This is a genomic window from Adonisia turfae CCMR0081 (assembly GCF_011009555.1).
Classification (GTDB): Bacteria; Cyanobacteriota; Cyanobacteriia; order Phormidesmidales; family Phormidesmidaceae; genus Leptothoe; species Leptothoe turfae.
In genome coordinates, this window is the sequence record NZ_QXHD01000004.1 from 3,864,208 (window position 1) to 3,890,568 (window position 26,361).

Sequence of the window (26,361 nt, forward strand, 5' to 3'; positions counted from 1 at the left end):
TGTATCTGGAGAGTCTGTGGGAATGTCCCGGGATATGTCGGTGGGGTCAGTCGCTGGAGGGACTGGCGTTTCTGTAGGGGTCTCTATGGAGGAGGGAGTCCCTGACGTTAGCTGCCAATCGTCTGCATCTAACTCAGGGAAACTAATCTCGTAAGCTCCGACCAACAGATCGTCAAGACGGATATGCCCTTGGGCATCTAAGGTGCCTTCTCGCACGGTCTCACCTGACTGACTGAGCACATATCGTGCATTGGCCATGGGCTGACCCGCATCATCCACCAGGACAATGTTCACCAGAGCATGAGAGCCAACGGCATCAGGGCTTTCAGATGAATCTCTATCCACCGGACGTTCGGCAGGCGATTCTGGGGAGCCATCATCAATGGGAGCATCATCAACGGGCAGCCCAGGGTGTGGATCAATCGCTTCACTGGGCAGCAATTCCCAATCAGCCGCATCCAGATTCGGGAAACTTAGCCCATAGGTGCCGATGGATAATTGTTCAAGGGTTGCTTCTCCTTGAGGGCTTAACTGGCCCGTTTGCACAGTGCCATCCGGACTGGTGAGTTCATAGGTCTCATCAGCCAGTGGCTGACCCACATCGTCTAACAAACTCAGGGTAATGCTGGCGATGTCAGAAGGCGTTGCTACATCTGGAGAGTCTGTGGGAATATCCCTGGATGTGTCTGCGGGAGGGGCAACGGGTGTATCTTCTGTGGGATTGGGAGTCCCTGACGTTAGCTGCCAATCGTCTGCATCTAATTCAGGGAAACTAATCTCATAAGCTCCGACTAACAGATCGTCAAGACGGATTCGCCCTTGGGCATCTAACGTGCCTTCGCGTACAGTCTCGCCCACCTGGCTCAAGACATATTGTAAATTGGCTAATGGCTGACCCACATCATCCACCAGGGTAATACGTACCTGAGCATTGGGTTCAGGTGACTCTACAGGTGATCCATCAGCGGGACTCTCTACAGGTTGATCGAGCGATGGACTCTCGGATAGTCGATCAGGTGATTGTTCACTGGCTTCGCTGGTCAACAGTTCCCAATCCGCTGCATCTAGATCGGGGAAACTCAGGCTATAGGTTTCTGTTAACCGTGCTTCGATCTGGGCGCGCCCCTGATCGTCTAATTGACCCGATTGACGGGTGCCATCGGGCAAGAGAAGTTCATAGGCTGTATGTGCGATCGCATTACCAGCTTCATCCACCAATAACAAAACTATCTGAGCAGTCTCTACGGGTGGCAAATCACCCGGTTGGGTCAGGGCCTTAAGCTGTTCTGGGTCAACCCCAGCCGCTGTCAGATCCTCCATTGAGACTCCGGCAGCCAACAACACATCTGCCCCCACCCCAGCGGTGAGTAGCTCGTCTAGGGCAACACCCGCTTGTAACAGATCGCTAACTGGCACGCCTGCGGTCAGCAGGTCTTCCACCGTAGCGCCCGCATTCAGCAGTGCCTCAACCGATAGCCCAGCAGCCAATAAATCTTCCACCGAGCCGCCCGCTTTGAGCACCTGCTCAGCCGATAGCCCAGCCCCCAACAGGGCGTCAACGGTTACACCTGCCTGTAATAGGGTCTCAGCGGTCACCCCGGCTTGTAACAGCGCCTTGGCTGACACCCCAGCGGCCAGTAAATCGCTAATCGCTACCCCGGCTTCTAATAGCTCGTTGACCGAAATACCGGACTGCAATAGACGTTCAATGGGCACCCCTGACTCAAGCAACGTCTGGAGTGACGGTTTAGGCTGCCAACTTAAAGTGAGCTCAGGCGGTTCAGGTATTTCTTGTGCTGGGGGCTGAACGGGTTCGATTTTGAGGTCCAACAGGCCCCTTAAGCCATCAGCAACAGCTGGCAGCTCTTCTGTGGCGACGGTGATTTGATTGAGGGCTCCTTGCAGCGGCTCAGCGGGGTTGGTCAGGGCAGGCAAGCTGCCCATACTCAGCGCCTCCGGTAGGGTGGCGACATCCAACAAGAGCTGCGCCTGGGACTGGATTGCCTGATCGACCGCAGCTGCGTCAGCAATGGTGGATGGCTTTGGGGGCACATACTCGGCAATGGTGAGCCGATAGCTGAATTGCTCAGGAGCCTGGGCGGCTTGCAACACATCAAATTGCTCCAGGACCACCTGGCTAAAATAGGCCCTACCAACAATGTCAGCCAGAAAGTCAACGGGCTCCCGTTGTTTATACGCTTTTCGAAGGGTCTCCAAATCCTCTTCGGCAGACGTGCCATAAAAGATCCCTTCAATCTGCAATCGAACGGAATTACGCCCCAGATTTTGGGTGATATTCCCTTCTAGGCCCGGCACCTGATGATGAACTAGGGCAGCCCGCTCCAGAGTATCCACTTTGTGGACCCGATCTAACTGGATTTTGGCCAGTTCAATCGGCATAGCTAGTCTCCATAAAATCGATGGTATTCACGGGAGATTTCTGCAGAAATGGCCGCCATGACCTCCTCTAAATCCAGGGGCTCAAGAGGCAAGATATCTGTCGATGGTACTGACGATGCAGAGGACATGGTTGAGAAATCGGCTGGCCAATCTACCGGAGACTCTATCGATTGGGTAGCGTGTATGTCCGTTGGGGAAATGTCTGTCGAGTGTTGCGGTTGAAGAGGACTGGTTGGTGTGATTGGCCTTGGCTCGGAAGAGTTTATCGCTGGCATCGTGCCCCTTGGAAACTGTGTTGATTGCTGATGCCCTAATGGTTCTGGCCACTGCGAGGACAGAGTCTCACGTTCACGTTCAGAAGTTGAGTCAACAGACGCTGTAGACGTTTGCTGATTAACTTTTGAACCGTTAGACGGAATTTTAAGATGTGGCCTCACATAAGAATCGTCAGACTGATCAACCTGTGGAGACTCAATAGACGAATGATCTAGCCAATTGGCAAACGCCGATAGATCCTTGATGGGTGCTTGGGTGAACACTGTAGAGACAGGCTGCTCTGAGTTCAGCGGTTGGGCATCAACAGTATTGGCAGTATTGGCCTGAGTCTGAATACTTGGGGGCATGGAATGAGACTCATTAACCGTTGGTAAGGTGTAAATCTGATCTTTTATAGCTTGATTATTTACAGTTGAAGAGAGAGTGGCCAAAGGTTGGGACTGAGTCGATTCAAAAGGCTTCTTTGTTGACGGGGAAGTTGATTGGTTTGGCAAATTTTCCAGAATGCTGATTTGAGCATCCTGTTGCTGGTTTGGCACTCGTTGTTCAGCTGCACCAACGGCACCAACATTCAACGTTTCTGTCGGCCTAAGTTGAGTTGAGTGAGTTGAGTGAGTTGAGGTAATCCGTTTGGAAAACGTTTTATCCAAGCTTGCTTGAGATATATTTTTGTGATCAAACCTCGTGACTGGCAGACTACCAGTTTGCTCACCTTTTTCATTTTTGAGTGGTATGAAGACTTGATTAGCCCGTTCTCTAGCGATTGGGTGGCTGAATTCTGGTTGTGTTTTTGATAGCCCCGAACAAGACGCTGGATTGACACCATCACTGGACTGAGGCAAAACAGGATATGAATATTGTCGTGACTTATAGTCAGTTGATTTTGAGGGAGCAGATATATCACTCATCATAGGCGGACTTCTATCGACAGTCGCCCGACTTTGGATATCGCTATTTGGTTTCAATTCATGTGGCCAAGTAACGGCACTAGAGACATCGGAGTACCGAAAACCAACATCTTGCTGTCCATTAATGGGGTTACTCTGGACGGGAAAAAATGGAGCCGTTAACCACGCTTCAAGCTGAGTCAGCTCTTCACAGATTTGTAATACCTCCTGAATATCTTGTTCCAGATGATGAAAACTACTCAAATCCTCATCCCCTAACCCGTGGGAACACCAGGTATCTAATGACCAGGGCCAAAGCGATTGATACTTCTGTCGTAACGCATTACCCAGCGTCGTTAAATGGTCAGAGGGATCTTTCATGCTCAGCCTCTTCGTCTAAAAGTTGAAGATAAAGGGAAATTTGTCCCATGGTCATCACCTGCAACTGTTGGGGAGTCCAGCCAAAGGCACGGGCTAATCGATAGCTTGATCGCACTAGCGATGATTGTGTTAAGGCAGAGGCATTTTTTTTTCTCCGAGTCCGCTAATGTGACGAATTTGGGCAATCAAAAAATTAACCAATCCCAAATGCATTCCCTTAACCTGTTCTAAAGAGAGTGTTGGTTGAGCCAAAGACTCTTTAATCATCAACAATGGAATCAGCCCCGCATCATTACGAGCGGCTTTCATAATCAGCTGAAACGTACCAACTGTCAGCGGTCGTAACTGAACCGTGAGTGATGAATCATTGACCTCAACCTTTTGGGATTGTCCCTGGGGATGCAAGATACTCTTGGGAATAACGACATCAAAAGTCAGTGCCGCCCCTGCCAGTAATTCATCAGGTGTTATTTCAACCAAGGCCACCCTAACCTCCTACCTCTTCAGCACTAATGCGCAACGCCTTAAACGTTGCGGACTCCATCACAAAATCATCCTCAGGTAAGCTAAAACTCCAACTCTCAAACTTGACTCCAAATACCGTTAAGGTATTGGTATTATCTGGAATCGCCGGATTACTGAGATTAATCACAATATTGAAAGAAGGTTGCGCAATGGTGCCCGTTGGCGGTGGACTGGTTGCCCCATCCCCCAGCAACAGACGAATCAAAGCACCATTAATATGAGCCCGTTCGACCACACCAGACACATTAATATTCCCTGGACGCAATTCTGTTGCGAATCGCTTACCTAGCTCATGGTATGGACGTAGCTCATTTTCAACCCGCACCTGTACATTTTGCAAACGACCAACCACATTAGAAAACTCATAATTCTCAATCAGGCTTTCCGCGAACTGACCTTCTACAGACTCAATATCATCGACGGCTAAAACCAGCGATGCATCAGAGCCTCGAAAAACATTTGCATTTGGCATAATGAAACATCTCCTTTAATTAGCTGAGATACATCGTTACTTTGACAAAATCGATACTAAACGTAGGCCTTAATGTCATCGTCACCATGGTTTCTCCAGCAATTTCCTGAGCACGGGTCGCAGAGACGTCTAGTTGATAACTAACTAAGGCCTCGTTATCAATCATGCGTGTCAAAAAACCATCCAGTGTTGCCTTCATCGCACTGCGCACACGGGTATTGTTCAGCTTACCAATGTAGGGATCACAGCTAGAGCGCACACCATAGATGGCATAGTCCACAATGCGTCGAGTAGTAATTTGTTTCCAAGCTCCTTTATTGGTAGTCACCCCCTTAACAATCCGAAATCCATTGCGCTTTTCTACAGCAAGGATTTGATTCTGCACCAATTTTTCAAGCTGACTGCTGTTGAAATTTGCCGTTAAACCTTTAAGCACTAAGAGTTTGTTAGTAGGGCTAGTTTGTACCGGCAAAGAAGAAATCAAGCCTGCAACAGCAGCGGCTAGATAACTACCAGATACTTGATCAGATGATTTATCAGACGATTTAAGAAAAACACCAGGTGCCACCACAATTAATCGATCATCTTCAGGGACATTTTCTGGCATTCCCTTTACCCGATCAATTTTGCCAGCATCGATTACTCCAATCCTCTCACGCTTGATTCCAGCAGTTGTTTTGAGATGTCCCGTTAGCTCAGTCAACATATCTTTCTGAGTAACATCCTGTCCTGCAAGCACTACAATATTAACTATTTCTTGTTCTAAAGCCTGTAAGCCATCCTTATAATTTATGTTTTGGCCACCTTCAAATTTACCCTCTGTTCCATCAACTGTGGGGGGTAGATCCTTTTTCGAGCCCTCATCTAAATCAACTGCATTGATTCGACTGTCATCCTTGGCATTCACTTGTTTTACAAGATCTTGAAAACTGGTGACAGTGTGAGTTTCTATTATCTTGTTGCCTTCAAAAAGCTTGACTGTAACTTTTTTAGAGGCTTTATCTATGGGTTGCGATTTGCTGGCGTCACCGTTTTCTGAGTCCTTCGGCGCATCACTAACCTTGATCTTTAAATTGTTTGCGTCTTCTGACTTTCGTGCTTGTAATGTTAATACGGGTTTTGTTTTTCCATCGTCCTGAGCTACCTTAAAGGTGTATTGACTCTTCTGCCCTGTCTGAACTGCATAGACAGTTCGACCACCATTTTTATAGATGAGTTCCAGCGCCGTCATCAGCGTAGCATTACTGGGATCGCCCTCACCAAATTCTTCCTTGGCTTCAGCCAGGCTACTAATCAAAACTGGCTGATTGACAGGCCCTTTTGAGGCTGTTCCCACAATACCAATATTGCCTGTAGAGATTCTCCCAGCACTAATCAGCCCCTCAGCACGTACTTCAATGTAAGTCCCTGGCAAAATCATTTCTGACATAGTTTCCTCTCCTGGAGGCGCGATCTTCAAAATCTGAATCTACGCAGTTCAAAAATTCAGCAATCTTGACCATTCTGAATTACTCAAACAGTAACTTAATAGAACAAGAAGAGTGATCCAAATATCACCAATCTATCTAGCGTTGTTAAGCGATAGAATCTTTTGGAGCTACTAATTTGAGCTATTACCGTGATATACAACCTTTTTGTAACTCTTGATTTCTTCAAGAGCCACCGGAAATCTAGATTCACATAAAATGATTGAAAGCCTAATGCCTTCGTCGAAAGTTGTACATACTGCTCCTATTAGTGATGATTAGTAATGAATTAACTAGGCAGCTAAAAAAAATAATCTCTCATGTAAGCTAATCTTGTGATTTTCATGCGCATAATCACTTACATCTAACTATAAATTTATACTTTAAGTGATGGATTCAAGGACGAAACCGCATCCAAAAATTCAAAGTAGTATATATTTCTTTATTCTGTGTATTACTTCGTATTCTCCTGGCCTACCAACAGCGAGATCTCTCCTACCGGTACCGCCATTATGTTAATCTCTGGAAATTCAGGTTGGGTAAGTTCACCTGGAGGAATTACAACCCATTGCCAATGAGGATGAAGGGGGCCCAGTGATAGGGATGTTGGAATCCATTAGTAGCCAGGGGGTTACCATCACGAGATTCAACTGAGATCGTGGCGCGGGTGGCTGCAAGGCGAGTTTCGGTATCTTCGTCGTAGAGGAGACTTAGTTGGGCCTGGCGCAGTGCCTCAGCTTTAGTAAGTTCGCCAGAGGCAAGAAACTCGTAGAAGCGTTGCATCAACAGGCTAGTGCTGGTATCGTTAACGGCCCAAAGTGAGGCAATTACGGTTTCTGCACGGTTAGCTGCCAGAAAGTAGGAACTGATCCCGGCGATTTCGGTACCGTCACCGGCGGTCCCTCCCAGGGCGGTTTTACAGGCAGAGAGCACAACTAAATGCAAATCCCTTAGGCTTTCTTGCATCACTTCGATGTCTTGGATCTTCATGCGATCGCCATTCCCCAAAACAATAAACGAATCTTCGGGTCGACTGGGGGCAAACTCTGCGTGGGTGGCAATGTGTAGAATTTGCCGGAATTCAACATTGGCTTGCAGGGCCTTTAGGGTAAAGTCATCATCAAGAAAGACCTGGCCTGGATAAATACCCCTCGGGTCAGCATCATCACTGCGAATGATGGCGTCCAGTTCCTGCGCAACCGCCGGGAGCGGATTAAATCCTGAGACAGCTTGAGTTAGCCCCAATCCCAAAGCGACTGATTCATCAATCCCTACCAGGGTAGCTTCGGTATCTGTAATCGCAGGGGCAATGACCGTGGAGATCGTGTAGTGCTCGAGCAAATACTGTTCTCCATCGTACAAGGCGGCCATGGGAATGTAGCGAGTCACGCGGTCATTGACAAAGATAAGTTGACGAATGTTGTTGGCCTGTAGTTCGGTTTCGAGCGGTTCAATCAGCCAACGGTAAAGTTGCTGACTGCTTGCTTGCACCTCTGCAGGGAAGCTCAAATCGGTAAGCTGAGCCCCAAATTGCTGGACGACTGTGGATAATTCCCCTCGGGAAACTGTTACGGGGACGCTACCGACTGAACCGCCTGCGGCGGCCCAAAGGAGCCACAGTTTATCGTCAGTCACAAAGGGGTAAATCAAGACCGCATCAGGATTGGCCTGTAGCAGCTTGTAGGCATCGTCACTGAGGCTGTTGGGGGATTGAAAGAGGTCGTCTTCTTGGTCATTACTTGCGATCGCAGCTTCAAATTGAGACACTTGTTTTTCATAGCTGTCCGTCAGCACTCGTTGCTGCTCACGCAAGTTTTCTAGATCACCGCAACGGATTTGCCGACAGGCATAGATTTCTTGCCCCAGGGCAATCAGGCTACCGTGGGCATCCACAACAGGCTGTTCAATTTTGGTGTATTGCAGATCGGTACCTGTCCAGGTGGCACGAGTGGTTCGGGTGAATTCACGTATTTCTTCCAGCTTCAAGAGATCGAGCACTTGTTGGGCTTCAGGAATACGACCTTGTTCTAACAGTAAATTGGCAAGGACCCGATAATCATCTGCTACTGTTGAAAGAAATGATTGTTGAATTTCAAAGTCCAGTCCACCAATATCCTCTCGGATACTTTCCGTAATATTAGCAGCTTTCTTGTAGAAGATAATAGCTAGTTCAGGCTTATTTTGTAACGCTAAAACAACACCAAACCCTCGAAGTATTCTCCACTTTGCATAGCGAAAGTCAGTGGATTGGATAATTGATAATCCCTGCTGTAATAGCTCAATACTTTGCTCATATTGTCCTATGTGTCCATAAGAATAGCCCAAGTTGGCAATTGCAAAAGCCTCAGAAACTAAATCACCAGTTGATTGGATAGTTAATATTGCCTGTTGAAAGAAAACAACTGCCTGCTCATATTCTCCACGAGCCTGTTTGTTCCAACCCAGGTTTACTAAAGCCGTGAACTCTCCAAATGGATCATTAGATTGTCTAGCAGTCTCTAATGATTCTTGAAAGAAGATAAAAGCCTCTTCAAAATTCTCCAGTCCGTTATAGGAAAGTCCAATACAATTTAGGCTAGAAGCTTGAATATAGTAACTCCACAGAGTATTTTGATATTCTTTAGCAATATCTAACGCCCGTGTACAAATATTGATTCCTTTTTCATACTGTCCAAGACCATGTGCATACACCGAGCCTATTTTCACTAAAATAGAGGAATTGATATGAGGATCATTAATACTTTGATTTAAATTTAAAGATAGCTCCCACATATTTAGTGCTTCCTCATATTTTGACATCTGAGATAAAGCACTACCGGCTACAATTAATGAACTAGCTGAAAAAAAATCAGATTGTAATGAATTAGGTAACGTTTGAGCTAAAGAAAAAGCTTGTTGCGATATCTCCAAAGATTCATTATATCGATTTTGATTGAGATGAATTTCACTGATATACAGTAATGTCTCTACCCTGTAAAGAGCTGAATCTTCTTCTTTGTAAAGTGTTAAGGCCCGTTCAAACTCCAAAAGTGCATTTGTTAGATCACCTGCTGAATAAATCAGCTTAGCTCTTTGAAATATATCAACAGCAATCGATCTGACCTGATAGCTAGTTGAGGCAGAGTCATCTGTTAGCTGACCTTCGAGTTCCAACTCATCTTTCATATCAGTTTGTGCGATAATAACCTCCTTGTTTTGCTCTGCAAGCTTTAGCTTTGAAGGAGTAAATTCTTGTGATTCTTGAGAGATTCCCCGCAGTTGGAGAGCAGGTAACATCAACACAGTAGCCACAACAAAATTAAGCAGATGTAGTGAATGAGGCATAGAGGGTCAGCTCCAGTCCTAGAGTTGATATTAGTATATAAGCCTAAACAGAAAAGCTTATTCACCTTTATGGAATCTTTCGGCAAGAGGGAAAAGAGAGTGGAAAGACATAGGCAAAAACGCTGGAGCTATGACATGTCTCGTCATAGCTCTGTTGAGATCGGACATTGCTAGCTCCATTGCCATAAATCAGTGAGTTATTTATTTCGTTCTATAGACCTGCACAAGCTAAATCGGTACGGATAATATATTTTGTGCCCCGTAATACTTTAGCGCCTTCATGGCGCAGTGCCTGCTTAAAAATCACTGCCTTACCAAGTTTAGGAACAATAGGCATTTTAGACTCACTAAAATATGTTTCACCCCCCTGTATGTCATCATTCAGGTAGGCAATCAAGGTTAAGTTCGATAAAAACCCAGACTTAAGCTTCTTGTGGGCATCAGAATGGGGGGCAATATATTCTCCTTCATCATATCGGTAACATTCCAGCAGATCACCCAAATCAGCCAGCTGCAACTGGCATGCCCCATCATCAGATAAATAATTAATTAGCCTCATGGCTAAAGTACCTAAAATTGTAGTTTCTTCTAAACGCACCTCTTGATTATATCGCCCTGAACTTCTCTTCTGTGCAGGCTTAAAGCCCAACATTTCTGCTTTGAGAATTATCACCATACATTCTTCTGGAGATAAGAAATTAGGAATTTCCCAAACACCATCCATGATGGGCTTCATGCTAATCTGTTTCACTATTATTCTAAGCAATGGACAGAACAAGAAAGTTTCAAGCAATTAATATTGACACAATCAGAATTTAGCCACGAATAGTCTCATAACTTTAGAGCATCTTAGATTACTATCTTTCTAGGCAAAAGACTGTTAGGTAGCTTTAGATGTCCACGAATCGTTAAAATAACATCGGCAAACTTTTTGCCTAATGTACAGCCATCATGAATGATACTTTCTGTAGGTGCAATATATGCTTCACCAGGAGCAACTCTCACTTTAACAATTGGGTACCTAGGATATTGCTTGAAGAATTGCTGTCTAACCCATTCAGATTTACTAGCTGCACTCATTTTTTTAGAGACAGGACATTGACTGTCAATTCTCTGCGCTATCTCCAGTAACGTCAGATCCACAAAGAGGAAATATCTATCCTCAAGCCCTAGGTTAAGACAAATGCGATTGGTGCCAGTATGCCTTTTTCCCAGCGGCAGCTTATCCCAGCTATCCAAATGTAAACCGATATATTTTCCGATTTCTCGATTGTAGGTCACCGTCCTCAGGCCAGGAGCATTCACTGTCAACGGGTGCACTTTATAGTTTCGAACAGACAAGATAAAAGGACTCAATTGGGAGTTTAAATTCTCAATCGCTTGCCTATATCCTTCCTGAGACCATAAAAAGTGACAGTCTTGCTTGGTTACAGCAAAAGATACCCCCATATCTTCAAAGGGACTCAACATAGAATCTGTTACCTTAAAGATGCCAACATATTGGCCGTAAGCAGGTAATTTCTCACCGTCCTTTAAAGACATCACATCTTCTTCTAAACTTGTAGGTTCTCGCCAAGTGTTAGATGGAATAAATGCATTCTCGACATAACTTTGATGATAGGAAGTCTCATGGGTCGGCATCATACCATCACTGAGAAGAAATCGTGGTTTATGGCAGCAAGGTTCTGGATTACAGTCAATAATTTTGACAGTTTTGCTAAGATGTCCCATGTTCTTTTTAACATTGCTGAGATACTAAAATCCTTGGTACGTTAGGCAGCCCCGCGTATCCCCATCTGTTTCTCAATGTCCGTGAGTAAAATATCAGTCAATATTTTCTGCGTGTAGCGACAATACATTGTCTCTGTGGAATTAAAGGAGCCATTCTCAAAATATTTATTCGCAGGTGCTCCCCCTCCACATAACGAAAAATACTCACACTGCTGCCGACAACGATGGACTCCCGATTGAATGTCATGGTTAATTCGTTGAAATTTTGGGTTGTCAGCAATTGTGTTCAAAGACTCTGACCTAATATTTCCCAAAATAAATTTTCCGTAGTCAACACTATCAAGCGATAGAAGCTCTGGGGAGAATGTCATAAAATTCCCAGCATAATCAAAGCTAAGTATTGACAGGGGGGTTGCTTGGGTTGCTTGTTTAGTAGGATTACATATCGCTCTCCTAAGGCGATCAAACTCTCTAACCTTCAGCCTGTTACCTGGCTGAGATGTCAGCGAGTAAAATCTTTTCATAAAGCTGAAATATTTATCATCAGCGTCTTGTGTATTCAAAGAAGAATCTTGGTGATTACCCTCAATCTCTTCGACATTAAAACCGACACGGTAGATACCGTTGCTTAGAAAGAAATGGTAGAGTTCATCCGGGTAGCTTAAAGATTGTTCAGTCAAGACTGATATCACCGAAAAATCAATATGATTCTTTTTCAGCTGCTCGATACCTCTCATCGTGGCAGCGTGAGTTCCTAATCCTTTCCGAGTGACGCGATGAACATCATGGATAAAAGCAGGGCCATCTAAGCTTACGCCAACTTTTATTTTGTGTTTTTTAATGAAGCTACACCATGCATGATTAATCAAGGTCGCATTCGTTTGTAAAGAATGAGAGTATCTACAGGCTCTATGGTTGTACTGATCTGATAGCTCCTGAATCTTACCAATTGCGGCTTCATAAAAGCTGATTGGCATAGTGAGGGGTTCACCCGCATGCCAAACAATTGTGAATTGATCGGATAAAAAAGGACTGGAAAAGACCTCTCGGAAAATGGGCTCCAGCAAATCAAGCGAAAATTTGTGCTTTTGTTGCCTGTTAGGCAAATAACAATAGCTACAGTCTAAGTTGCAAAAAGTAGTTGGTTGAATGACTACTAGCTTAATGGGGCCAAACTGCTGCCTGCCTTTTGCAGGATTTTGAGGATTTTGAGGGAAACAAGCATGCATGGTGGATAAAACCTTGTTGATATCAAAAGTTGGGAGCCTAAATATTGCAGCACCCATGGCTCCTCAGTTAATTTTCTAAGTTGTTTTAAATGATTACTCCAGTTACCAATTATCCCAGTTGCTCCAGTTTCCCCAATTATCCCAGTTGCTCCAGTTTCCCCAATTATCCCAGTTGCTCCAGTTTCCCCAGTTATCCCAGTTATACCAGTTCTGAGCGACCTCTTCTTGTTCAGGAGTGGAATCCACGTTCGTCTGCTCAGTTTGCTCCAATATGCCACTTGATTCTGAAGATCGACTTTGAGGGTCCTCTAGCAAAGATATTCTCACTCTGTGAAGACGTTCTTCTACATTGCCAAGTGTTTCCGACGATCCTGCAAAGGCCTCTGTCGAGAGAACTGTCAATGTTCCCACAATAATGCTGGCACCTAGCAGAATAGCTGAGAGTTTGAGTTTTGGATGCATCGTTTTTTCCTTATTTTTGATGATTGTTTGACTATTTTTAGAGACTTTGTTCGTATTATTTGTGGTTTAACGAGTTGTCTCAGCTATCGCTAGTAATGTTGCCCCAAGTAATATTGGCCCAGTTATCCCAGTTATCGCCAGCCATATTGGCCCAGTTATCCCAGTTATCCCAGTTATCGCCAGCCATATTGACCCAGTTGTCCCAGTTACCCCAGTTGTCCCAGTTATTCCAATCTGACTCATTTCCCTGCTTGATAATTAAATCTGTATTACTTGACTCGTTGGACTCTGACTTGACAGTGAATTCAGAAGCATCTGAATTCGTCTGTTTTGTCCAGACATTTCTGACTCTTTGAAGCCGCATTTCTACGTTTATAGAAACTTTTGAAGATTCTGCAAATGCAGCCGTTGATAGCATAGATAATGCTCCCAAAATTAGCCCAGAAATGGCTAAAATACTTAAGAGTTTAAGTCTAGAATTTATTAGATCCATGGATATTTATAGACCTATTCAATGGCTTTTTTTGGACGCTTTGTCTGATTTCAAGTATTTACAATAAAGGTAATTTTGATTTGGCAAATATTTTTTTATTTTTTCTTGATTTTTAAAAAATCTAGGATGGGAAATTCCATGATCAGTGCCAAGACTCGACAGGTAAGGAGTCCATATCTGATTTTTCAAAAGAATAATTTTTGTCGAACGTGTGTAAGATTTGTGCTATTGCAATTCAGCTGGTTTTTACTTTAAGGAATCCTAGAAACCAAGGGGCGAATATCACTGCTGTAGTGATATTCGCCAAGCTAAATAGTTTCGTAAAAGAATGCATGGATAAAATTGCTTCAGTTCAAAGGGGGCATTACCCCTTAGATCTAGAAGGCTGGAACTTATTCAGTTTTGTGGAGTTATGTAAAGAGGGTCTAGAGGTAAAAAACTATAGGGAGCGAAGGCTATTACCCAGTGCCGCACTACCCACCACTGTTTTACAGGCACTCAACTACTGCTGACCGTCATGAAGGGCTGCCAGGGGAATGTAGCGCAAGACGCCATCTGGAGCGTAGTAATCAACTCATTACCGGCTTGATTGAGCTGCTGAACCATCAGGCCCATGAGCCTGACGTAGAACTTTTAAGCCAGGGACTCAATTAGCTGGCCGAAGAACTTAATGTTAATTTCTAAGTGAAGGTAGCCGTCCTTGATATGCCGTTGGCTGAGCGAAGTCAAGCCAACACTCCCAGCCAGCATCTCCTGAGCAAAGTCGAAGGGAATGCTTACAAGTGAAGCAGGTCGTACTAATACAAGAAATAATTTATTTGTGCATGCACAAATAACAGGCAATGAACTATGCAAACAACTACAAAGTTCTGAAAGGATAAAGATTATTCCTGTTATTTTTACCAGTGCTTTGGATCGAGTCACATATCGATAACATTGAAAAATCTGTTTAAGTAAGCAGAATAAAAAAAGAGAATTATAGCCTTTTGAAGACTGATAAGGTACATAAAGAGTAACGCTTGAGTGTCAATATCTATTGAGATTCAATCCATGGAGTGCAAAATTTTCATTGTTTTTTGCCATGGCAAAGTTATTCCAAATACCTTAATTTTCAGGTATGCAAACTTATTATTATTTTTCATAGCTGTCGACAGCGAAGCCGTCGCAGTTATCGAAGACATCATCACTATGCAAGTGTATGGTGATGATGTCTCCGACCTATGATTGTTAGGCGGGCAACTATAGAATAGAATCCTAGTCCAAGATTGACCGAGATAAAGCCGTAGGATAGTTGAATAGGGTGAGAATCTGTTCCAAGAGATGGATAAACCTTTTTTTCTGGTTAGGATCCTCAGGAACATGTCTACCTTCGAATTGCCAATTTGTTACCGTTGAACATGTCCAGCATTTTCCCTGGTAGTCATGTCCTGATGCTTCAATGCCAATAAAACGACATGTAGGCTCTAACACAGCATCCGAAAAAAGAATCTGCAGAAAAACACATCGACAATTAAGCAAGTTTGATGTTTGTGGTGATACAAAATTCAAATCAATAGAGGAAGGTTGTATCTGTTGTTGTGTGATGTCATCCGTAAGCCATGGGCTTAGATCAGGAACTGCTACTGGAAACTCAGCTCTAAACATCACAGTAACATTAGCAATTTTACGTGTCAGACTAATGGACAGATCTTGAGCGCTAGCATTCATAAAACAGAAAAATCAAATTCAACTCAAAGTTGACAACTATCTACTTATTGCGATTATATATCAATAAGTAGATAGTTATTTCCCAGTAATTAGCCTGTAAATGTTTTCCTGCGAGGTTGAGCTAAACGAATTATAGGAGATATAAAAGATATATTAAAATGCCTGTATTTATTGATCTTATGGCATTTCATCTTATGAAAGATAGTATTTAAAGTTCGGGCCTAGGCGTATTTAATATTCTACCTTAAAAATATTTTTCAACACTAATGAGAATCTTTTGAAAACACCTATGGATATTTAATTAGATGCTTATTATCTAGTATTTTCTCAAACACATTCATCTTTTTATCTACCCATCCACAATCCTAGCCTGGGACTTTATGTGTGGGCAATTCCCTAATGGTCTTTACTGTATCTGAGCAATCTTTAAATGGCTGTGTTGAGATTTTCTTATGAGTTTGTTTATAACCTGTTGATCTAATGTTGTTATAGGACTAGCCTAGTGTTGTATCAGGTAGCCTTTATATCTGGTCAGACAACCTGGAGGTTATCTCCAGGTTGTTTCCTGCGTGATTAAAACTTTCTTGCCGCAAACGCCTTGCTAATGTGTTTACTGGAATGCGTATAGCCAGCAAAGCTTTGGATGTAATTGACTAAGCAACGAGTCATTAAATAGTTATCAAACACACAACTATTACTTTAGGAGACTGACTAATGACTATCCCTGTATTGGCCTACAATCCTACTTCTCAAAACATTAGAGTTGCTGCCTTAGGGGTTGGCAATGAAGAAAGCCCTAAGATTTTCTCAACTAATACTCTACCTAACGCTCTAGAAATAGATGCGTTAATCTATGCGGCTTATCGACAGATTTTTAATGAACAACAGACAATTGCCCACAATCGTCAGCGTTTTTTAGAATCCCAGCTTAGGAGTAGTCAAATTACCGTCCGTGATTTTATTCGGGGATTGGTGACTGCCGATAGTTTTCGTCGCTATGTATATGACTGTAATAACAACTATCGGTTCGTTCAGCTTTGTGTGCAACGAATGTTAGGCCGAGATATTTATAGTCAAGCTGAGTCCAGAGCTTGGTCAATTGTCCTAGCTACTAAAGGTTTGACAGGATTTATCGATGCGCTTTTAGATAGTGATGAATATTTAAATACGTTTGGGGACGATACCGTCCCCTACCAGCGTCGAAGAATTTTGCCTCAGCGTGCAGTTGGAGAACTGCCGTTTGCACGAATGTCTCGCTATGGTTTAGGGCATTTAGAACAGCTGATGGAGTTGGGATATGACTATGTGGCACGACCTTTAGTGCCTAGTTGGTGGGAATTCCCCAAGGCTCCAGCGTCTCCCTTGCCCTATGTTGTTGTTAGTTTAATGACGTTTGCAGCACTTTATCTAATTGCGTTTGTGCCCATGGCTTCGTCTTGAGCCGCCATGGAATGACATAAAACTTAAAAAAGGAAATATTCTCAATAATCTGAGAATGAACTAGAGTTTACTTGAACCTTATTGACTTTAAATGTCAATAAGGTTCACTTTTTGACTACAGGACTCATAACTATGACAACGTCTGTTGCAACCAGCGCAGCGGGTTCACCGCCTTGGTGGGCGGGAAATGCTCGACTGGTGAACTTATCGGGGCGACTGCTTGGTGCCCATGTCGCCCATGCCGGGTTGATTGTGCTCTGGGCTGGATTGATTACTCTATTTGAGGTTAGTCGTCTAGACACCGCCCGTCCTCTATATGAGCAAGGCTTTATTTTGCTGCCTAATCTTGCTCGTCTAGGTTACGGCTTGGGAGATGGCGGCACGATTGTGGATGGTCACCCTTACTTTGTTGTGGGGGCTGTGCACCTAATTAGTTCTGCTTTTTTAGGATTTGGCGGGATTTTCCACACCCTCAAAGGTCCTGAAACTTTGGGGGGTAGCTATGCCTATGACTGGAGCGATGGCGATAAGATGACCCAAATTTTGGGGTCACATTTGGTGCTGCTTGGTGGTGGTGCATTGCTTTTGGTGGCCAAGGCCATGCTGTTGGGTGGCCTGTACGATCCTCTAACGCAGTCCGTGCATACGGTTACACCTAACACCAATCCGGCTGAAATTTTTGGTTATCTGTTCGCAGGTAAGTTTTGGCTAGCGGGTGTGGATAATCTTGAGGATGTCGTGGGTGGTCACCTGTATATCGGTATTGTGCTGATTTTAGGTGGTCTGTGGCATATTTCCAGTAAGCCTGCAGCGTGGGTAAAACAGCTGTTTGTGTTTTCAGGTGAAGCATACCTGGCCTATAGCTTGGGAGCACTCAGTCTGATGGCGTTTGTGGCCACATTGTTTGTCTCTGTTAACTCTTTAGTATTTCCTACAGATTTTTTTGGTCCTACGTTGACTATTGAATTTGACCGAGTTCCTTATTTTGTGAGTACTTCTCCTGTAGATGGCTACTCATCACGGGAATGGTTAGCAAATGCTCATTTCTGGTTAGGGTTCTTTTTCCTACAAGGACATCTTTGGCACGCCCTCAGAGCCGCTGGTTTTAACTTCAATCAAGGTCAAGTGACTGAGAACGTCGGTGGACGTGTTGCTGCTCCGACTGAACAGATGGCTATTAGTCAGCTCAAGGGCTAAGCATCCTGTCAATAAACGAAATGCTGTTGCTGATTGAGAAGAATGAATCGATCTGAAAGGCAGGCTGCTGATCAGGGGCGTTCAGGTTAACTCGTTCCGAGGATTAGCAACACTAAAAAACACTAAAAGGTAAATCATGACTGCAACTGCAATTAGTAGTCGACCAGTTTCCCAGCGTGTGGGCTGGTGGGCTGGTAACGCTCGATTCATTGACTTTTCTGGCAAACTTCTGGGAGCCCATGTGGCGCATGCTGGGCTTATTACCCTTTGGGCTGGGGCTATGACCCTGTTTGAGCTGTCTCGTTATAGCCCAGATTTGCCCATGTATGACCAGGGTCTCATTTTGCTTCCCCATCTGGCCACCTATGGTTTAGGCGTTGGTGAGGGTGGCGTAATCGTTGACTCATATCCGTTTTTGGCCGTTGGTATGTTCCACTTGGTGGCCTCAGCTGTGTTGGGTGCAGGTGGTCTCTATCACTCATTTCTAGGTCCAGATCAGCTTAAGCAAGACAGCTCTTTTGCGGGCTTTTTTGGATATGACTGGAAAGACGATCGCAAGATGACCACCATCATTGGAATTCATCTAGTCTTGTTGGGGTTAGGTGCCTGGTTGTTAGTGGCCAAGGTGATGTTCTGGGGTGGTTTATATGACCCTGAGCTAGGTGCGATGCGGGTGGTGAATAACCCTACCCTAGGTGCCGGAGAAATTTTTGGTTACCTGGTAGGTTCCCATGGCGAAGCCGGTATGGCAGCGGTGGATAATCTTGAGGATATTGTCGGCGGCCACCTATGGGTTGGCTTAATGTGTGTCCTAGGAGGCATTTGGCACATTGCCACTCGCCCCTTTGGCTGGGCTAAACAAGTTTTGGTTTATAACGGCGAAGCCTATTTGTCGTATAGCCTAGGGGCCCTGGCCTACATGGGCATTTTTGCCGGCTATTTTGTCACCGTGAATGACACGGCGTATCCAGAAGTGTTCTATGGTCCACTGGGTTTCTTAGGTAATGCGGACATCATTCCCGTACGCACCTGGCTGGCAGCGTTTCATTTTGCCTTTGGCGGTCTATTGCTGGCCGGGCATCTATGGCACGCTATTCGAGCCAGGGCTCAGGCTCAAGGCTATAGCTTTGGAAGAGGGGATTTTGTGCTCAGCTATAACCCAGAGGTGGGCACCATGAATACGCCTCTCAACAGCTCTGATTTAAGCCTGCTGTGGATTAATAATTTGCCAATTTATCGCCAGGGGCTGTCTCCCTTTTCCCGCGGGCTAGAAATTGGCATGGCCCATGGATATTTCCTATTTGGGCCTTTTGCCATTTTGGGGCCACTGCGCAATACCGATCTAGCCGATCTTGCTGGCTTGCTTTCTGCCTGTGGTTTAGTGGTGATTCTGACCCTGGGACTATCGCTCTACGGTAGGGCCGCCTTTGTCCCGAATAAGCCGATCGCTGGTGAGCTTCCTGAAAACCTTAAGTCTGCTGATGGCTGGAGCCAGTTTGCTACTAGCTTTTTAGTGGGTGGTGCTGGAGGGGCTCTATTTGCCTATCTGCTTGTTAGTAACGGTGATCTGCTAATGACTTTGTAGATATATCCCAACGGTCTTTAACCCGTAAGCCTTTCCTACGGGTTAAAGGCCATGAGACAACGCAGGTATATGGGCTTCTCTTGGCAATTAGCGCTATGCTTCCACACTTTTTCCAACTTCTTTTAAAAAGAATTATTCTCAATAACTGAATTCCATGTATACTCATCTAGAGACAAGTCTAATTGACTTTGATTATCAATTGGACGGGAATTCGCCAAGGAGACTATAGTTCCGTCGCATTATAGTCTCCACTTTCTTTTGACTTGATTAAGGGAGTCGTTATGGCCAAAGTAGGTTTGTTTTATGGGTCTACTACAGGTAAGACCGCTGATGCTGCTGAGCAGGTTCAAGCAGCATTGGGTGGTGATTCAGTAGTGGATCTTATTGAAATTGAGGACGCAAGTGCTCTAGCTGAATATGAGTGTTTGATCATTGCGTGCCCGACCTGGAATATTGGTGAATTGCAAGATGATTGGGCTGCTGTATTCGACGATCTAGATGACGTTGATTTCAGTGGCAAAACTGTTGCCTACATGGGGACAGGTGATCAAATTGGCTATGCAGACAATTTTATGGATGCCATGGGGCAGCTAGAGGAGAAAATCGCTAGTCTAGGTGGTAAAACTGTCGGCTATTGGTCTGCAGACGGTTATGACCATGAGGCTTCCATGGCAATTCGTGATGGCAACAAGTTTTGTGGCTTAGCTCTTGATGATGACAATGAGTCTGACAAGACTGAGAGTCGTATCAAGACTTGGACTGCTCAAATTAAACAAGAAATGTCGCTCTAAGCTATCTTATTACTCCTCTCTGTAGATAGCTTTTCCTAATTCAGTCAATAGTCTGATGCATCGGTTTTTATTAGCATAAATGCTTGACTATTGACTGACTCTCTCTCTGACTCTGCGTTTTCTCTCTTTTTTAGTTTCATGAATGTTATCGCCCTGGTTCTACATGCAGTAGGCCGTGTGGGAGTGATTATTGGAATCGGCGCTGGTTTAATGTTTTGCATCTGGCGGATGCTTCATACCTTGAAACAGGGTGCTAACTATGTTAGACGATTACATCAGATTCCTTGCAGTCGGTGTGCTTATTTTACGGGAGATTACCGACTGAAATGTACTGTCCATCCCGTGTCTGCTTTGACTGAAGAAGCTATCGATTGTGTTGATTATGTTTCTAGCTCTCCCAGGTGTGGAAAACTCTGTTCTCAATCTGCGCCGACCTATCAGCATATTAAAGAGTTAGTTAAGCGATAGTTTTAAGGTTAGGCGTGGAGGTTAAGGTGCAAAGAGTCTAGCAAGCGGCAAAACTTTTTAATCGTTCCCCCCATATCTCCCAACGTCATTAATGTGCAAGTTTTTTAGATAGGGGCTTAAATAATGCAATCTCAACCAACATTAGATGTAGCTGTTAATCGAGTCGATGGCTCTAGTAGTTTATCTCAGCTTAGAGATTTCTCGTGGCTACAGGGTAATGCCCGTTTAATTAATCGAACTGAGCTATTGCTGGGTGCACATTTAGCCCATGCTGGTTTGATTATGTTCTGGGCAGGTTCATTTACTCTGTTGGAAATTTCTCGCTACGTTGCTGATGTGCCCCTGGCAGATCAAGGGCTATTGTTATTGCCCCGTCTGGTTAATTTGGGTTGGGGCACGGATAATATAGAGGCTTGGTTTGCGATCGCAATCCTCCACTTAGCATCATCAGCTGTTTTAGCTGCGGGTGGTTTGTTCCATGTGTTTAACAAGCAATCTACTAACTATGCAGTGGGCGATGACAGGATTATGGCCAAGGAAGAAGGATTGTGGAGTAATCCGGAAACCCTAAGCTTTATCCTAGGGCAACATTTAATTATCTTAGGATTTGCCGCATCATTATTTGTTCTTAAAGCTACTCGTTTTGGTGGTATTTACGCTCCTCTAGCAGGCTCTGTTCATCTTGTTGAGAATGCCACCACCAATCCAGCTGTTATATTGGGTTATCTTTTCGGCTTCACTCGCCATGGTTGGGATCCCATGGGGATGGCAGCGGTGGATAACCTTCCAGATTTAGTAGGAGGTCATCTTTGGATCTCTGTCATTTGTATCTCTGGAGGCATTTGGCATACGGTGCGTGCCCCATTTGGTTGGTTCCGAGAAAAGTTTATTTATGATGGCCATGTCATTTTGTCCTACAGTCTTGCTGGTGTTGGCCTGATGGCATTGATTTCTATCTTCTTTGTCTTCAATGAGCTGGTTTATCCCATTGAGATTTTTGGAGATAATCGATTAGAAACAGTGGTCTTGCAAGCCGTTTTGGCCGTGGTCTTTCTGGGTGGCCATGTGTGGCATAATCTGCTTGGTCAGAAGAGAAGTGGCCGCTTCAGTGAGTCTTCTTACTATGAAGCAGCCATGGCTGGTTTTGCTACCATATTGGTCGTCGCCTTGGCCATAGGATTGAACAGCGTTGCCTAGCGGTTTCTCAACTATGGATTCCTCTAGATCCATGCCGACTCATCTCTACCTGGTGGAGATGAGTTTTTTTTGACATTTAGATATGGTTTTAAGTTAATGCATTGGTATAACGTTACTCTACAAAATGACCGCTTGGGCCAAAAGACCACATTGAAGGCTTCGGAAGATCACTCCATATTAGATGCGGCAAAGGAAATGGGTTTGAACCTTCCTTTGCCCTGTCGGACAGGCATGTGTGATGCTTGTGTTGGTAAACTTTTGATCGGTGATCTTGATCAGACAGAGCAATCGCTTTTAGATGACGCTCAAATTGCTGAGGGGGGTGTATTGTTGTGTCGTGCTTATGCGCTCTCCGACTGTACAATTGCTATTGATTGGGAGGGCGGTGTTTTAGAGCAGAACTATCCATTTATAGCTATAGGTAGTTAAGGCCTTCCCACTATATGTCGATTTCTCTTCCTTACGCCAATACATAAAATGCTATTGACGCAGATACAGGTCTAGAACCAGGTGGGGTGGTAGCTTAACAGTTGTTGGAGTACTGTTCTACTTTCAAATATTTCTGAGGGACTGGTATTGTGGAAACCCATGAGTTTGATGTTGTTATTATTGGTGGCGGTCCAGCAGGATGCGCTTGCGCACTCTACACAGCTCGCGCTGACTTAAAGACTATTATTTTGGATAAAAATCCAGCTGTAGGAGCCTTGGCCATTACCCATAAAATCGCCAATTATCCTGGTGTAGCTGGTGATATCAGTGGTGGTGCTTTACTGGATATGATGCGCGATCAGGCTGTTGCCTATGGCGCTGGTTATCAGCGATCTCAGGTCTTTAGTATTGATGTTGAGGGACCACTAAAAAAAGCTTATACTCCCGAAGGAACTTTTGTAGGGCGAGCTTTAGTATTGGCAGCAGGGGCTATGGGGCGAAAAGCTTCATTTCCTGGTGAGGCTGAATTTTTAGGCCGAGGTGTCAGCTATTGTGCTACGTGTGATGGGGCCTTTTATCGGGATCGTGAAGTCGCTGTTGTGGGCTCTAACCTGGAGGCACTAGAAGAAGCTCAAGTACTGACTAAATTTGCGTCTACTGTTCATTGGATTACGCCTAAAGTGCCTAAGCCGGATGATGTGCATAGTCAGCAACTGTTGCAGATGGGCAATGTCAAACCTTGGAATCGTGCTCGTTTACTGAATGTGCAGGGTGACATCATGGGGGTTAACGGTATAAACATTAAACCGCTGGATCAATCTCCTATTGAACTACCTGTAGAGGGTGTTTTTATCTATCAGAGTGGCTCCAAACCGATCACAGATTTTATTCATGGTCAGATTGCCCTTAATCCGGACGGCGGGGTAAAAGTAGATGAGATGATGAACACTTCCGTAGACGGTGTGTGGGCCATTGGTGACATTCGCAATACGCCTTTTAAGCAAGCTGTTGTAGCAGCAGGAGATGGCTGTGTGGCGGCAATGTCTATTGATCGCTTTCTCAACCGTCGTAAGTCTATTAAGCCCGACTGGGATCACACATAGTCAAGCTAAAATAAATCCCTCAGGTTGGTGCAGGTAAATACTCTGGCAACACGGTTAAACAGGCTAAGGCCGTATAGGTGAGGGCAAAGTAGGTTTCGAACCGGGCGATATATTCAAACCGACAGTTGCAATACCAGTCTCGTAGTAAAACAACAACGGCGAGTTTGAGTAACGCGACTGCCAGGGTAAGAGCTGTAAATAAAGATAACCAGCCTAATAAGTAAAGTGTTGCAGCTATTACGATCGCAATGCTGTGATACACCAAACTACCGGTCAGAGAACTGGTTTTTACTTTGCGTAGCTTTATAGTAAAAACCGCACTGGCAAAAAAGAGAGTATTGAGTACCCATAGTCCTATGGCCTGAAGGGTAATGGTGCCTGTATTGGTGCCATAGATAAACAGCGTGGCCATACATATGGCTCCAAACATCAGCATCTCAGTATCGATACTCTTTTGTCGTCGCCGTAGCACAGCGACCATGTCGAACCCCATGGCGATGACACCCCCACTACAGATCCATAACAACACTGGATGACGATAAGTAAGGTAGGCGGCAATTGCGATCGCAATCCCGCCATAGATACCGGCCCACAATAAATATCGCGGTTTCCAACTTCGTCGTTGCTTAATTTGTACAACTAAGGGATGTTCGGCCTGTAATCCTAAAAAAGCACCCAGACAAGCCAGGCTAGTTTCCCATGTCCATGTTTGAGCAAGAGAAGCACCGGTTAGTAAAGCTCCAGCCAATACCAACAACACTCCATGCTCAGGAGAAAATGTGGGCCAATAAATAGGTTTAGTACTTCCTGCGCGAGATGTGGAGATCGAAAAAGTTGCTACTTGAGAACTGGTCATCATTGAAGGAAGTAATAAAATTGGCGTTGCTAATTTTTGGAAGGCTTAACCTGAGAAATCCTCTGATGTCAAGCAATTGTGCCAGGGCCATTCATCCCTTAAATCACCTGCCACATAAACTTGTTCCATGCTTAGCAGCAGTATTTTGCTGTAGAAAAAACTCAATCAAACATTAATATCCAGGCTTTGCACTTTGAGATATGCCAGATCTACTTACATGAGAATTCTTCCTATTAAGGATATACTATGGAATGGCAAAAAGCTAACTATATTTCTCACGACTTGAAACAATAATCACAATTATTTAGGTTCAGAAATAGAGAGCTTTGATATTTATGGATAATTCAAGATACCTTGGCCAGCAGGTTTAAATTTGAGAACTAGTGTCAATAGTTGCTATGCTTACTAGGGTAGCTAGCGGACTATCCATTTATGCTCCTACGTAAATGCCTTCCACTGTTTTTATTCTCTCTACTCTTAAATCCGCTGCCAGCCTTGGCCCAATCCCTTGAAGAGGTGGCACAGCAAGGTTTAGAAGCTTATCGCTCCGGAGAATATGAAGCGGCGGCAGCGGCCTGGCAGCAGATGATTGAGATTGACCCTCAAAATGCTGATGCCTATAACAATTTGGGGGCTACACTGTATCAATTAGGGCGGCCAGCAGAAGCTGTAGATGCCTATCGGCAAGCGTTAGAAATCAATGGAGATAGTGCAGATACCTATAATAATCTTGGCACTGTATTGGCATTTCAGGAGAACTATGAAGAAGCCATTGAGGCCTACGAGCAAGCCATTGAGATCGATCCAGACTTGCCTGAGGTCTATGTAAACCTGGGTAATCTACTGCCTGCAGAACAGGCAGTAGCAGCCTATGCAAAAGCGATAGAGCTTAACCCTAACTACGCTCAGGCTCACAACAACTTAGGCACAGTACTTTTTGAATTAGAGCGATATGAAGACGCCATTGTTGCCTATGGTCGTGCCTTGGAAATTGAGCCTGATTTCCAAGCCGCTCAAGAAAATTTAGCCCTAGCAGAAGCTGCCCTAGAAGCCCGTGAGGGCGAAGATGAGGACTCAAATGATGAGAATACTTCTTCAGAGTAGCTGAAGTTGGCGTTGCTGATTCTCAGGAAAAGGTATTTAAAAAATTCTGATTTAGGGAAATCTTACTACATCGATTTATCTCCTGAATCAGCAACGGCATAAATCAATTAGAGCGATACCTGTATGTGAGTATAGAAACAATTGTTTTATCGGCATATTAATCCTATTGCCTCTATACTTAGGCGTTGAAATCACTAGTACAATTCATCTTCCGAATTCGTTTCAATTTTGCAATCAGACATTGGATAGGTGACACAAAGTAAAGCATAGCCAGCAGATAGCTGATCGTCATCTAAAAATGACTGATCTGATTGGTCAACGTCTCCTTCTAAAATTTTGCCAGCACAGGATGAACAGGCTCCAGCACGACACGAAAAAGGTAAATCAACTCCTTCCTCTTCAGCAACATCAAGAATGTACTCATCTTCAGGCACCTCAATGATTGCATTGATGCCGTACTTTTCATTGACAAGATTCACTTTGTAAGTCTGCATGTACGTTATTTAAAGAACAAAATATTCCTCTCGTATTATTGCAATATTTTCTCAATAATCAACTCATAAATTAAAAATTACTAATGATTTCGCTGTAGCTATTCAGGATGCTGATTTGTAGATTATACCTACATCTATTGGCGAGTAATTCTCAACTCTCTAAGGGTAAGTCACTTTCATGAATATACGCTATTATTGAGAATAAATCCTATTAATAAAGGTGAAACATATGGTTGCCTGTCCTTGCTGTTCTGGGAATTTGCTGCGCCATGTTCGTGCAGCAGGTCTCTACTGGATGTGTTTACGGTGTCGTCAGGAAATGCCACTAATGACCAGTGTAGAGC

The 26,361-nt window shown here is 44.3% G+C and carries 25 protein-coding genes; 10 read left to right on the top strand and 15 right to left on the bottom strand.

Going from position 1 to position 26,361, the window contains the following annotated elements; all coding sequences use genetic code 11:
• The 12 genes from DXZ20_RS20735 to DXZ20_RS20785 form a co-directional block, all read right to left on the bottom strand.
• Positions 1-2,400, bottom strand: a 2,400-nt coding sequence (locus tag DXZ20_RS20735; protein WP_163703568.1) for an MSCRAMM family protein, incomplete at its 3' end; no start/stop codon positions are given.
• Between the two features lie 2 nt (positions 2,401-2,402).
• Entirely contained in the window at positions 2,403-3,944 is a 1,542-nt protein-coding gene (locus DXZ20_RS20740; protein WP_163700296.1) for a hypothetical protein, read from the bottom strand.
• Positions 3,928-4,059 (bottom strand): hypothetical protein, encoded by a 132-nt coding sequence (locus tag DXZ20_RS38280; RefSeq protein WP_264315260.1) that lies wholly within the window; start codon positions 4,057-4,059, stop codon positions 3,928-3,930. Before DXZ20_RS38280 ends, DXZ20_RS20740 begins: the two co-directional genes overlap by 17 nt.
• A 14-nt stretch (positions 4,060-4,073) precedes the next feature.
• Positions 4,074-4,430: a hypothetical protein gene (locus DXZ20_RS20745; protein WP_163700299.1), complete on the bottom strand. Its 357-nt coding sequence runs from the start codon at positions 4,428-4,430 to the stop codon at positions 4,074-4,076.
• 1 nt (position 4,431) lies between these two features.
• Complete coding sequence (locus tag DXZ20_RS20750; protein ID WP_163700302.1) at positions 4,432-4,941, bottom strand: hypothetical protein; 510 nt, start codon at positions 4,939-4,941, stop codon at positions 4,432-4,434.
• Between the two features lie 19 nt (positions 4,942-4,960).
• Positions 4,961-6,370, bottom strand: a complete 1,410-nt coding sequence (locus DXZ20_RS20755) for a phage tail sheath C-terminal domain-containing protein (RefSeq protein ID WP_163700305.1) — start codon at positions 6,368-6,370, stop codon at positions 4,961-4,963.
• Positions 6,371-6,965: 595 nt separating this feature from the next.
• Positions 6,966-9,731, bottom strand: coding sequence for a CHAT domain-containing protein (locus DXZ20_RS20760; protein ID WP_163700307.1), 2,766 nt, complete (start codon positions 9,729-9,731; stop codon positions 6,966-6,968).
• Between the two features lie 211 nt (positions 9,732-9,942).
• Complete coding sequence (locus tag DXZ20_RS20765) at positions 9,943-10,467, bottom strand: 2OG-Fe(II) oxygenase (protein ID WP_163700309.1); 525 nt, start codon at positions 10,465-10,467, stop codon at positions 9,943-9,945.
• A 113-nt stretch (positions 10,468-10,580) separates the two neighbouring features.
• Positions 10,581-11,462 carry a hypothetical protein gene (locus tag DXZ20_RS20770; RefSeq protein ID WP_250565860.1) on the bottom strand — a complete coding sequence of 294 codons (882 nt, stop codon included), beginning with the start codon at positions 11,460-11,462 and terminating at the stop codon, positions 10,581-10,583.
• A 41-nt stretch (positions 11,463-11,503) separates the two neighbouring features.
• Positions 11,504-12,691, bottom strand: a complete 1,188-nt coding sequence (gene grrM, locus DXZ20_RS20775) for a cyclophane-forming radical SAM/SPASM peptide maturase GrrM/OscB (protein ID WP_163700316.1) — start codon at positions 12,689-12,691, stop codon at positions 11,504-11,506.
• A gap of 102 nt (positions 12,692-12,793) precedes the next feature.
• Entirely contained in the window at positions 12,794-13,153 is a 360-nt protein-coding gene (locus DXZ20_RS20780) for a hypothetical protein (protein ID WP_163659050.1), read from the bottom strand.
• Positions 13,154-13,232: 79 nt separating this feature from the next.
• Entirely contained in the window at positions 13,233-13,571 is a 339-nt protein-coding gene (locus tag DXZ20_RS20785) for a hypothetical protein (RefSeq protein WP_163700319.1), read from the bottom strand.
• A gap of 540 nt (positions 13,572-14,111) precedes the next feature.
• Between DXZ20_RS20785 and DXZ20_RS20790 the strand changes: the two genes are divergently transcribed.
• Positions 14,112-14,300, top strand: a complete 189-nt coding sequence (locus tag DXZ20_RS20790; protein WP_163700322.1) for a hypothetical protein — start codon at positions 14,112-14,114, stop codon at positions 14,298-14,300.
• Between the two features lie 600 nt (positions 14,301-14,900).
• On the opposite strand, the gene DXZ20_RS38860 is transcribed toward DXZ20_RS20790, so the two are convergent.
• A complete protein-coding gene (locus DXZ20_RS38860) occupies positions 14,901-15,353 on the bottom strand; it encodes a hypothetical protein (RefSeq protein WP_489670947.1) in 453 nt (150 codons plus the stop codon).
• Positions 15,354-16,067: 714 nt separating this feature from the next.
• Here DXZ20_RS38860 and DXZ20_RS20795 point away from each other — a divergent pair.
• From DXZ20_RS20795 to DXZ20_RS20825, 8 genes are all read left to right on the top strand, one after another.
• Entirely contained in the window at positions 16,068-16,793 is a 726-nt protein-coding gene (locus DXZ20_RS20795) for a phycobilisome rod-core linker polypeptide (RefSeq protein ID WP_163660210.1), read from the top strand.
• Positions 16,794-16,925: 132 nt separating this feature from the next.
• Positions 16,926-17,990 carry a chlorophyll a/b binding light-harvesting protein gene (locus DXZ20_RS20800; RefSeq protein ID WP_163660208.1) on the top strand — a complete coding sequence of 355 codons (1,065 nt, stop codon included), beginning with the start codon at positions 16,926-16,928 and terminating at the stop codon, positions 17,988-17,990.
• 136 nt (positions 17,991-18,126) lie between these two features.
• On the top strand, positions 18,127-19,575 hold the full coding sequence (locus tag DXZ20_RS20805; RefSeq protein WP_163700325.1) for a chlorophyll a/b binding light-harvesting protein: 1,449 nt from the start codon (positions 18,127-18,129) through the stop codon (positions 19,573-19,575).
• A gap of 281 nt (positions 19,576-19,856) precedes the next feature.
• Entirely contained in the window at positions 19,857-20,366 is a 510-nt protein-coding gene (gene fldA / locus DXZ20_RS20810) for a flavodoxin FldA (protein WP_163660204.1), read from the top strand.
• Between the two features lie 210 nt (positions 20,367-20,576).
• Complete coding sequence (locus DXZ20_RS37660; RefSeq protein ID WP_250564790.1) at positions 20,577-20,834, top strand: hypothetical protein; 258 nt, start codon at positions 20,577-20,579, stop codon at positions 20,832-20,834.
• Positions 20,835-20,957: 123 nt separating this feature from the next.
• Positions 20,958-22,031 (top strand): chlorophyll a/b binding light-harvesting protein, encoded by a 1,074-nt coding sequence (locus tag DXZ20_RS20815; protein WP_163700328.1) that lies wholly within the window; start codon positions 20,958-20,960, stop codon positions 22,029-22,031.
• A gap of 69 nt (positions 22,032-22,100) precedes the next feature.
• On the top strand, positions 22,101-22,460 hold the full coding sequence (locus DXZ20_RS20820; RefSeq protein WP_431732003.1) for a 2Fe-2S iron-sulfur cluster-binding protein: 360 nt from the start codon (positions 22,101-22,103) through the stop codon (positions 22,458-22,460).
• Between the two features lie 149 nt (positions 22,461-22,609).
• Positions 22,610-23,563 (top strand): FAD-dependent oxidoreductase, encoded by a 954-nt coding sequence (locus DXZ20_RS20825; RefSeq protein ID WP_163700331.1) that lies wholly within the window; start codon positions 22,610-22,612, stop codon positions 23,561-23,563.
• A 19-nt stretch (positions 23,564-23,582) separates the two neighbouring features.
• Here DXZ20_RS20825 and DXZ20_RS20830 read toward each other — a convergent pair whose 3' ends face one another.
• On the bottom strand, positions 23,583-24,422 hold the full coding sequence (locus DXZ20_RS20830; RefSeq protein WP_250565861.1) for a YwiC-like family protein: 840 nt from the start codon (positions 24,420-24,422) through the stop codon (positions 23,583-23,585).
• 429 nt (positions 24,423-24,851) lie between these two features.
• Here DXZ20_RS20830 and DXZ20_RS20835 point away from each other — a divergent pair, with 429 nt between their 5' ends.
• The gene (locus DXZ20_RS20835; RefSeq protein ID WP_163700334.1) at positions 24,852-25,523 is read left to right on the top strand and encodes a tetratricopeptide repeat protein; all 672 of its coding nucleotides are present in this window, start codon (positions 24,852-24,854) and stop codon (positions 25,521-25,523) included.
• Between the two features lie 194 nt (positions 25,524-25,717).
• Here the strand turns inward: DXZ20_RS20835 and DXZ20_RS20840 are convergent, their stop codons facing one another.
• Entirely contained in the window at positions 25,718-26,017 is a 300-nt protein-coding gene (locus tag DXZ20_RS20840) for a 2Fe-2S iron-sulfur cluster-binding protein (protein WP_163700337.1), read from the bottom strand.
• Between the last annotated feature and the right edge of the window lie 344 nt (positions 26,018-26,361).

Bases quoted from the DNA above. Each gene is read 5' to 3' on its own strand.
- DXZ20_RS20830 (WP_250565861.1), bottom strand. From the start codon at position 24,422: ATGATGACCAGTTCTCAAGTAGCAACTTTTTCGATCTCCACATCTCGC.
- DXZ20_RS20800 (WP_163660208.1), top strand. From the start codon at position 16,926: ATGACAACGTCTGTTGCAACCAGCGCAGCGGGTTCACCGCCTTGGTGG.
- DXZ20_RS20755 (WP_163700305.1), bottom strand. From the start codon at position 6,370: ATGTCAGAAATGATTTTGCCAGGGACTTACATTGAAGTACGTGCTGAG.
- DXZ20_RS20770 (WP_250565860.1), bottom strand. From the start codon at position 11,462: ATGGGACATCTTAGCAAAACTGTCAAAATTATTGACTGTAATCCAGAA.
- DXZ20_RS38860 (WP_489670947.1), bottom strand. From the start codon at position 15,353: ATGAATGCTAGCGCTCAAGATCTGTCCATTAGTCTGACACGTAAAATT.
- DXZ20_RS20805 (WP_163700325.1), top strand. From the start codon at position 18,127: ATGACTGCAACTGCAATTAGTAGTCGACCAGTTTCCCAGCGTGTGGGC.
- grrM (WP_163700316.1), bottom strand. From the start codon at position 12,691: ATGCATGCTTGTTTCCCTCAAAATCCTCAAAATCCTGCAAAAGGCAGG.
- DXZ20_RS20780 (WP_163659050.1), bottom strand. From the start codon at position 13,153: ATGCATCCAAAACTCAAACTCTCAGCTATTCTGCTAGGTGCCAGCATT.
- DXZ20_RS20750 (WP_163700302.1), bottom strand. From the start codon at position 4,941: ATGCCAAATGCAAATGTTTTTCGAGGCTCTGATGCATCGCTGGTTTTA.
- DXZ20_RS20815 (WP_163700328.1), top strand. From the start codon at position 20,958: ATGCAATCTCAACCAACATTAGATGTAGCTGTTAATCGAGTCGATGGC.
- DXZ20_RS20785 (WP_163700319.1), bottom strand. From the start codon at position 13,571: ATGCTATCAACGGCTGCATTTGCAGAATCTTCAAAAGTTTCTATAAAC.
- DXZ20_RS20740 (WP_163700296.1), bottom strand. From the start codon at position 3,944: ATGAAAGATCCCTCTGACCATTTAACGACGCTGGGTAATGCGTTACGA.
- DXZ20_RS20765 (WP_163700309.1), bottom strand. From the start codon at position 10,467: ATGAAGCCCATCATGGATGGTGTTTGGGAAATTCCTAATTTCTTATCT.
- fldA (WP_163660204.1), top strand. From the start codon at position 19,857: ATGGCCAAAGTAGGTTTGTTTTATGGGTCTACTACAGGTAAGACCGCT.
- DXZ20_RS20835 (WP_163700334.1), top strand. From the start codon at position 24,852: ATGCTCCTACGTAAATGCCTTCCACTGTTTTTATTCTCTCTACTCTTA.
- DXZ20_RS37660 (WP_250564790.1), top strand. From the start codon at position 20,577: ATGTTTTGCATCTGGCGGATGCTTCATACCTTGAAACAGGGTGCTAAC.
- DXZ20_RS20760 (WP_163700307.1), bottom strand. From the start codon at position 9,731: ATGCCTCATTCACTACATCTGCTTAATTTTGTTGTGGCTACTGTGTTG.
- DXZ20_RS20840 (WP_163700337.1), bottom strand. From the start codon at position 26,017: ATGCAGACTTACAAAGTGAATCTTGTCAATGAAAAGTACGGCATCAAT.
- DXZ20_RS20795 (WP_163660210.1), top strand. From the start codon at position 16,068: ATGACTATCCCTGTATTGGCCTACAATCCTACTTCTCAAAACATTAGA.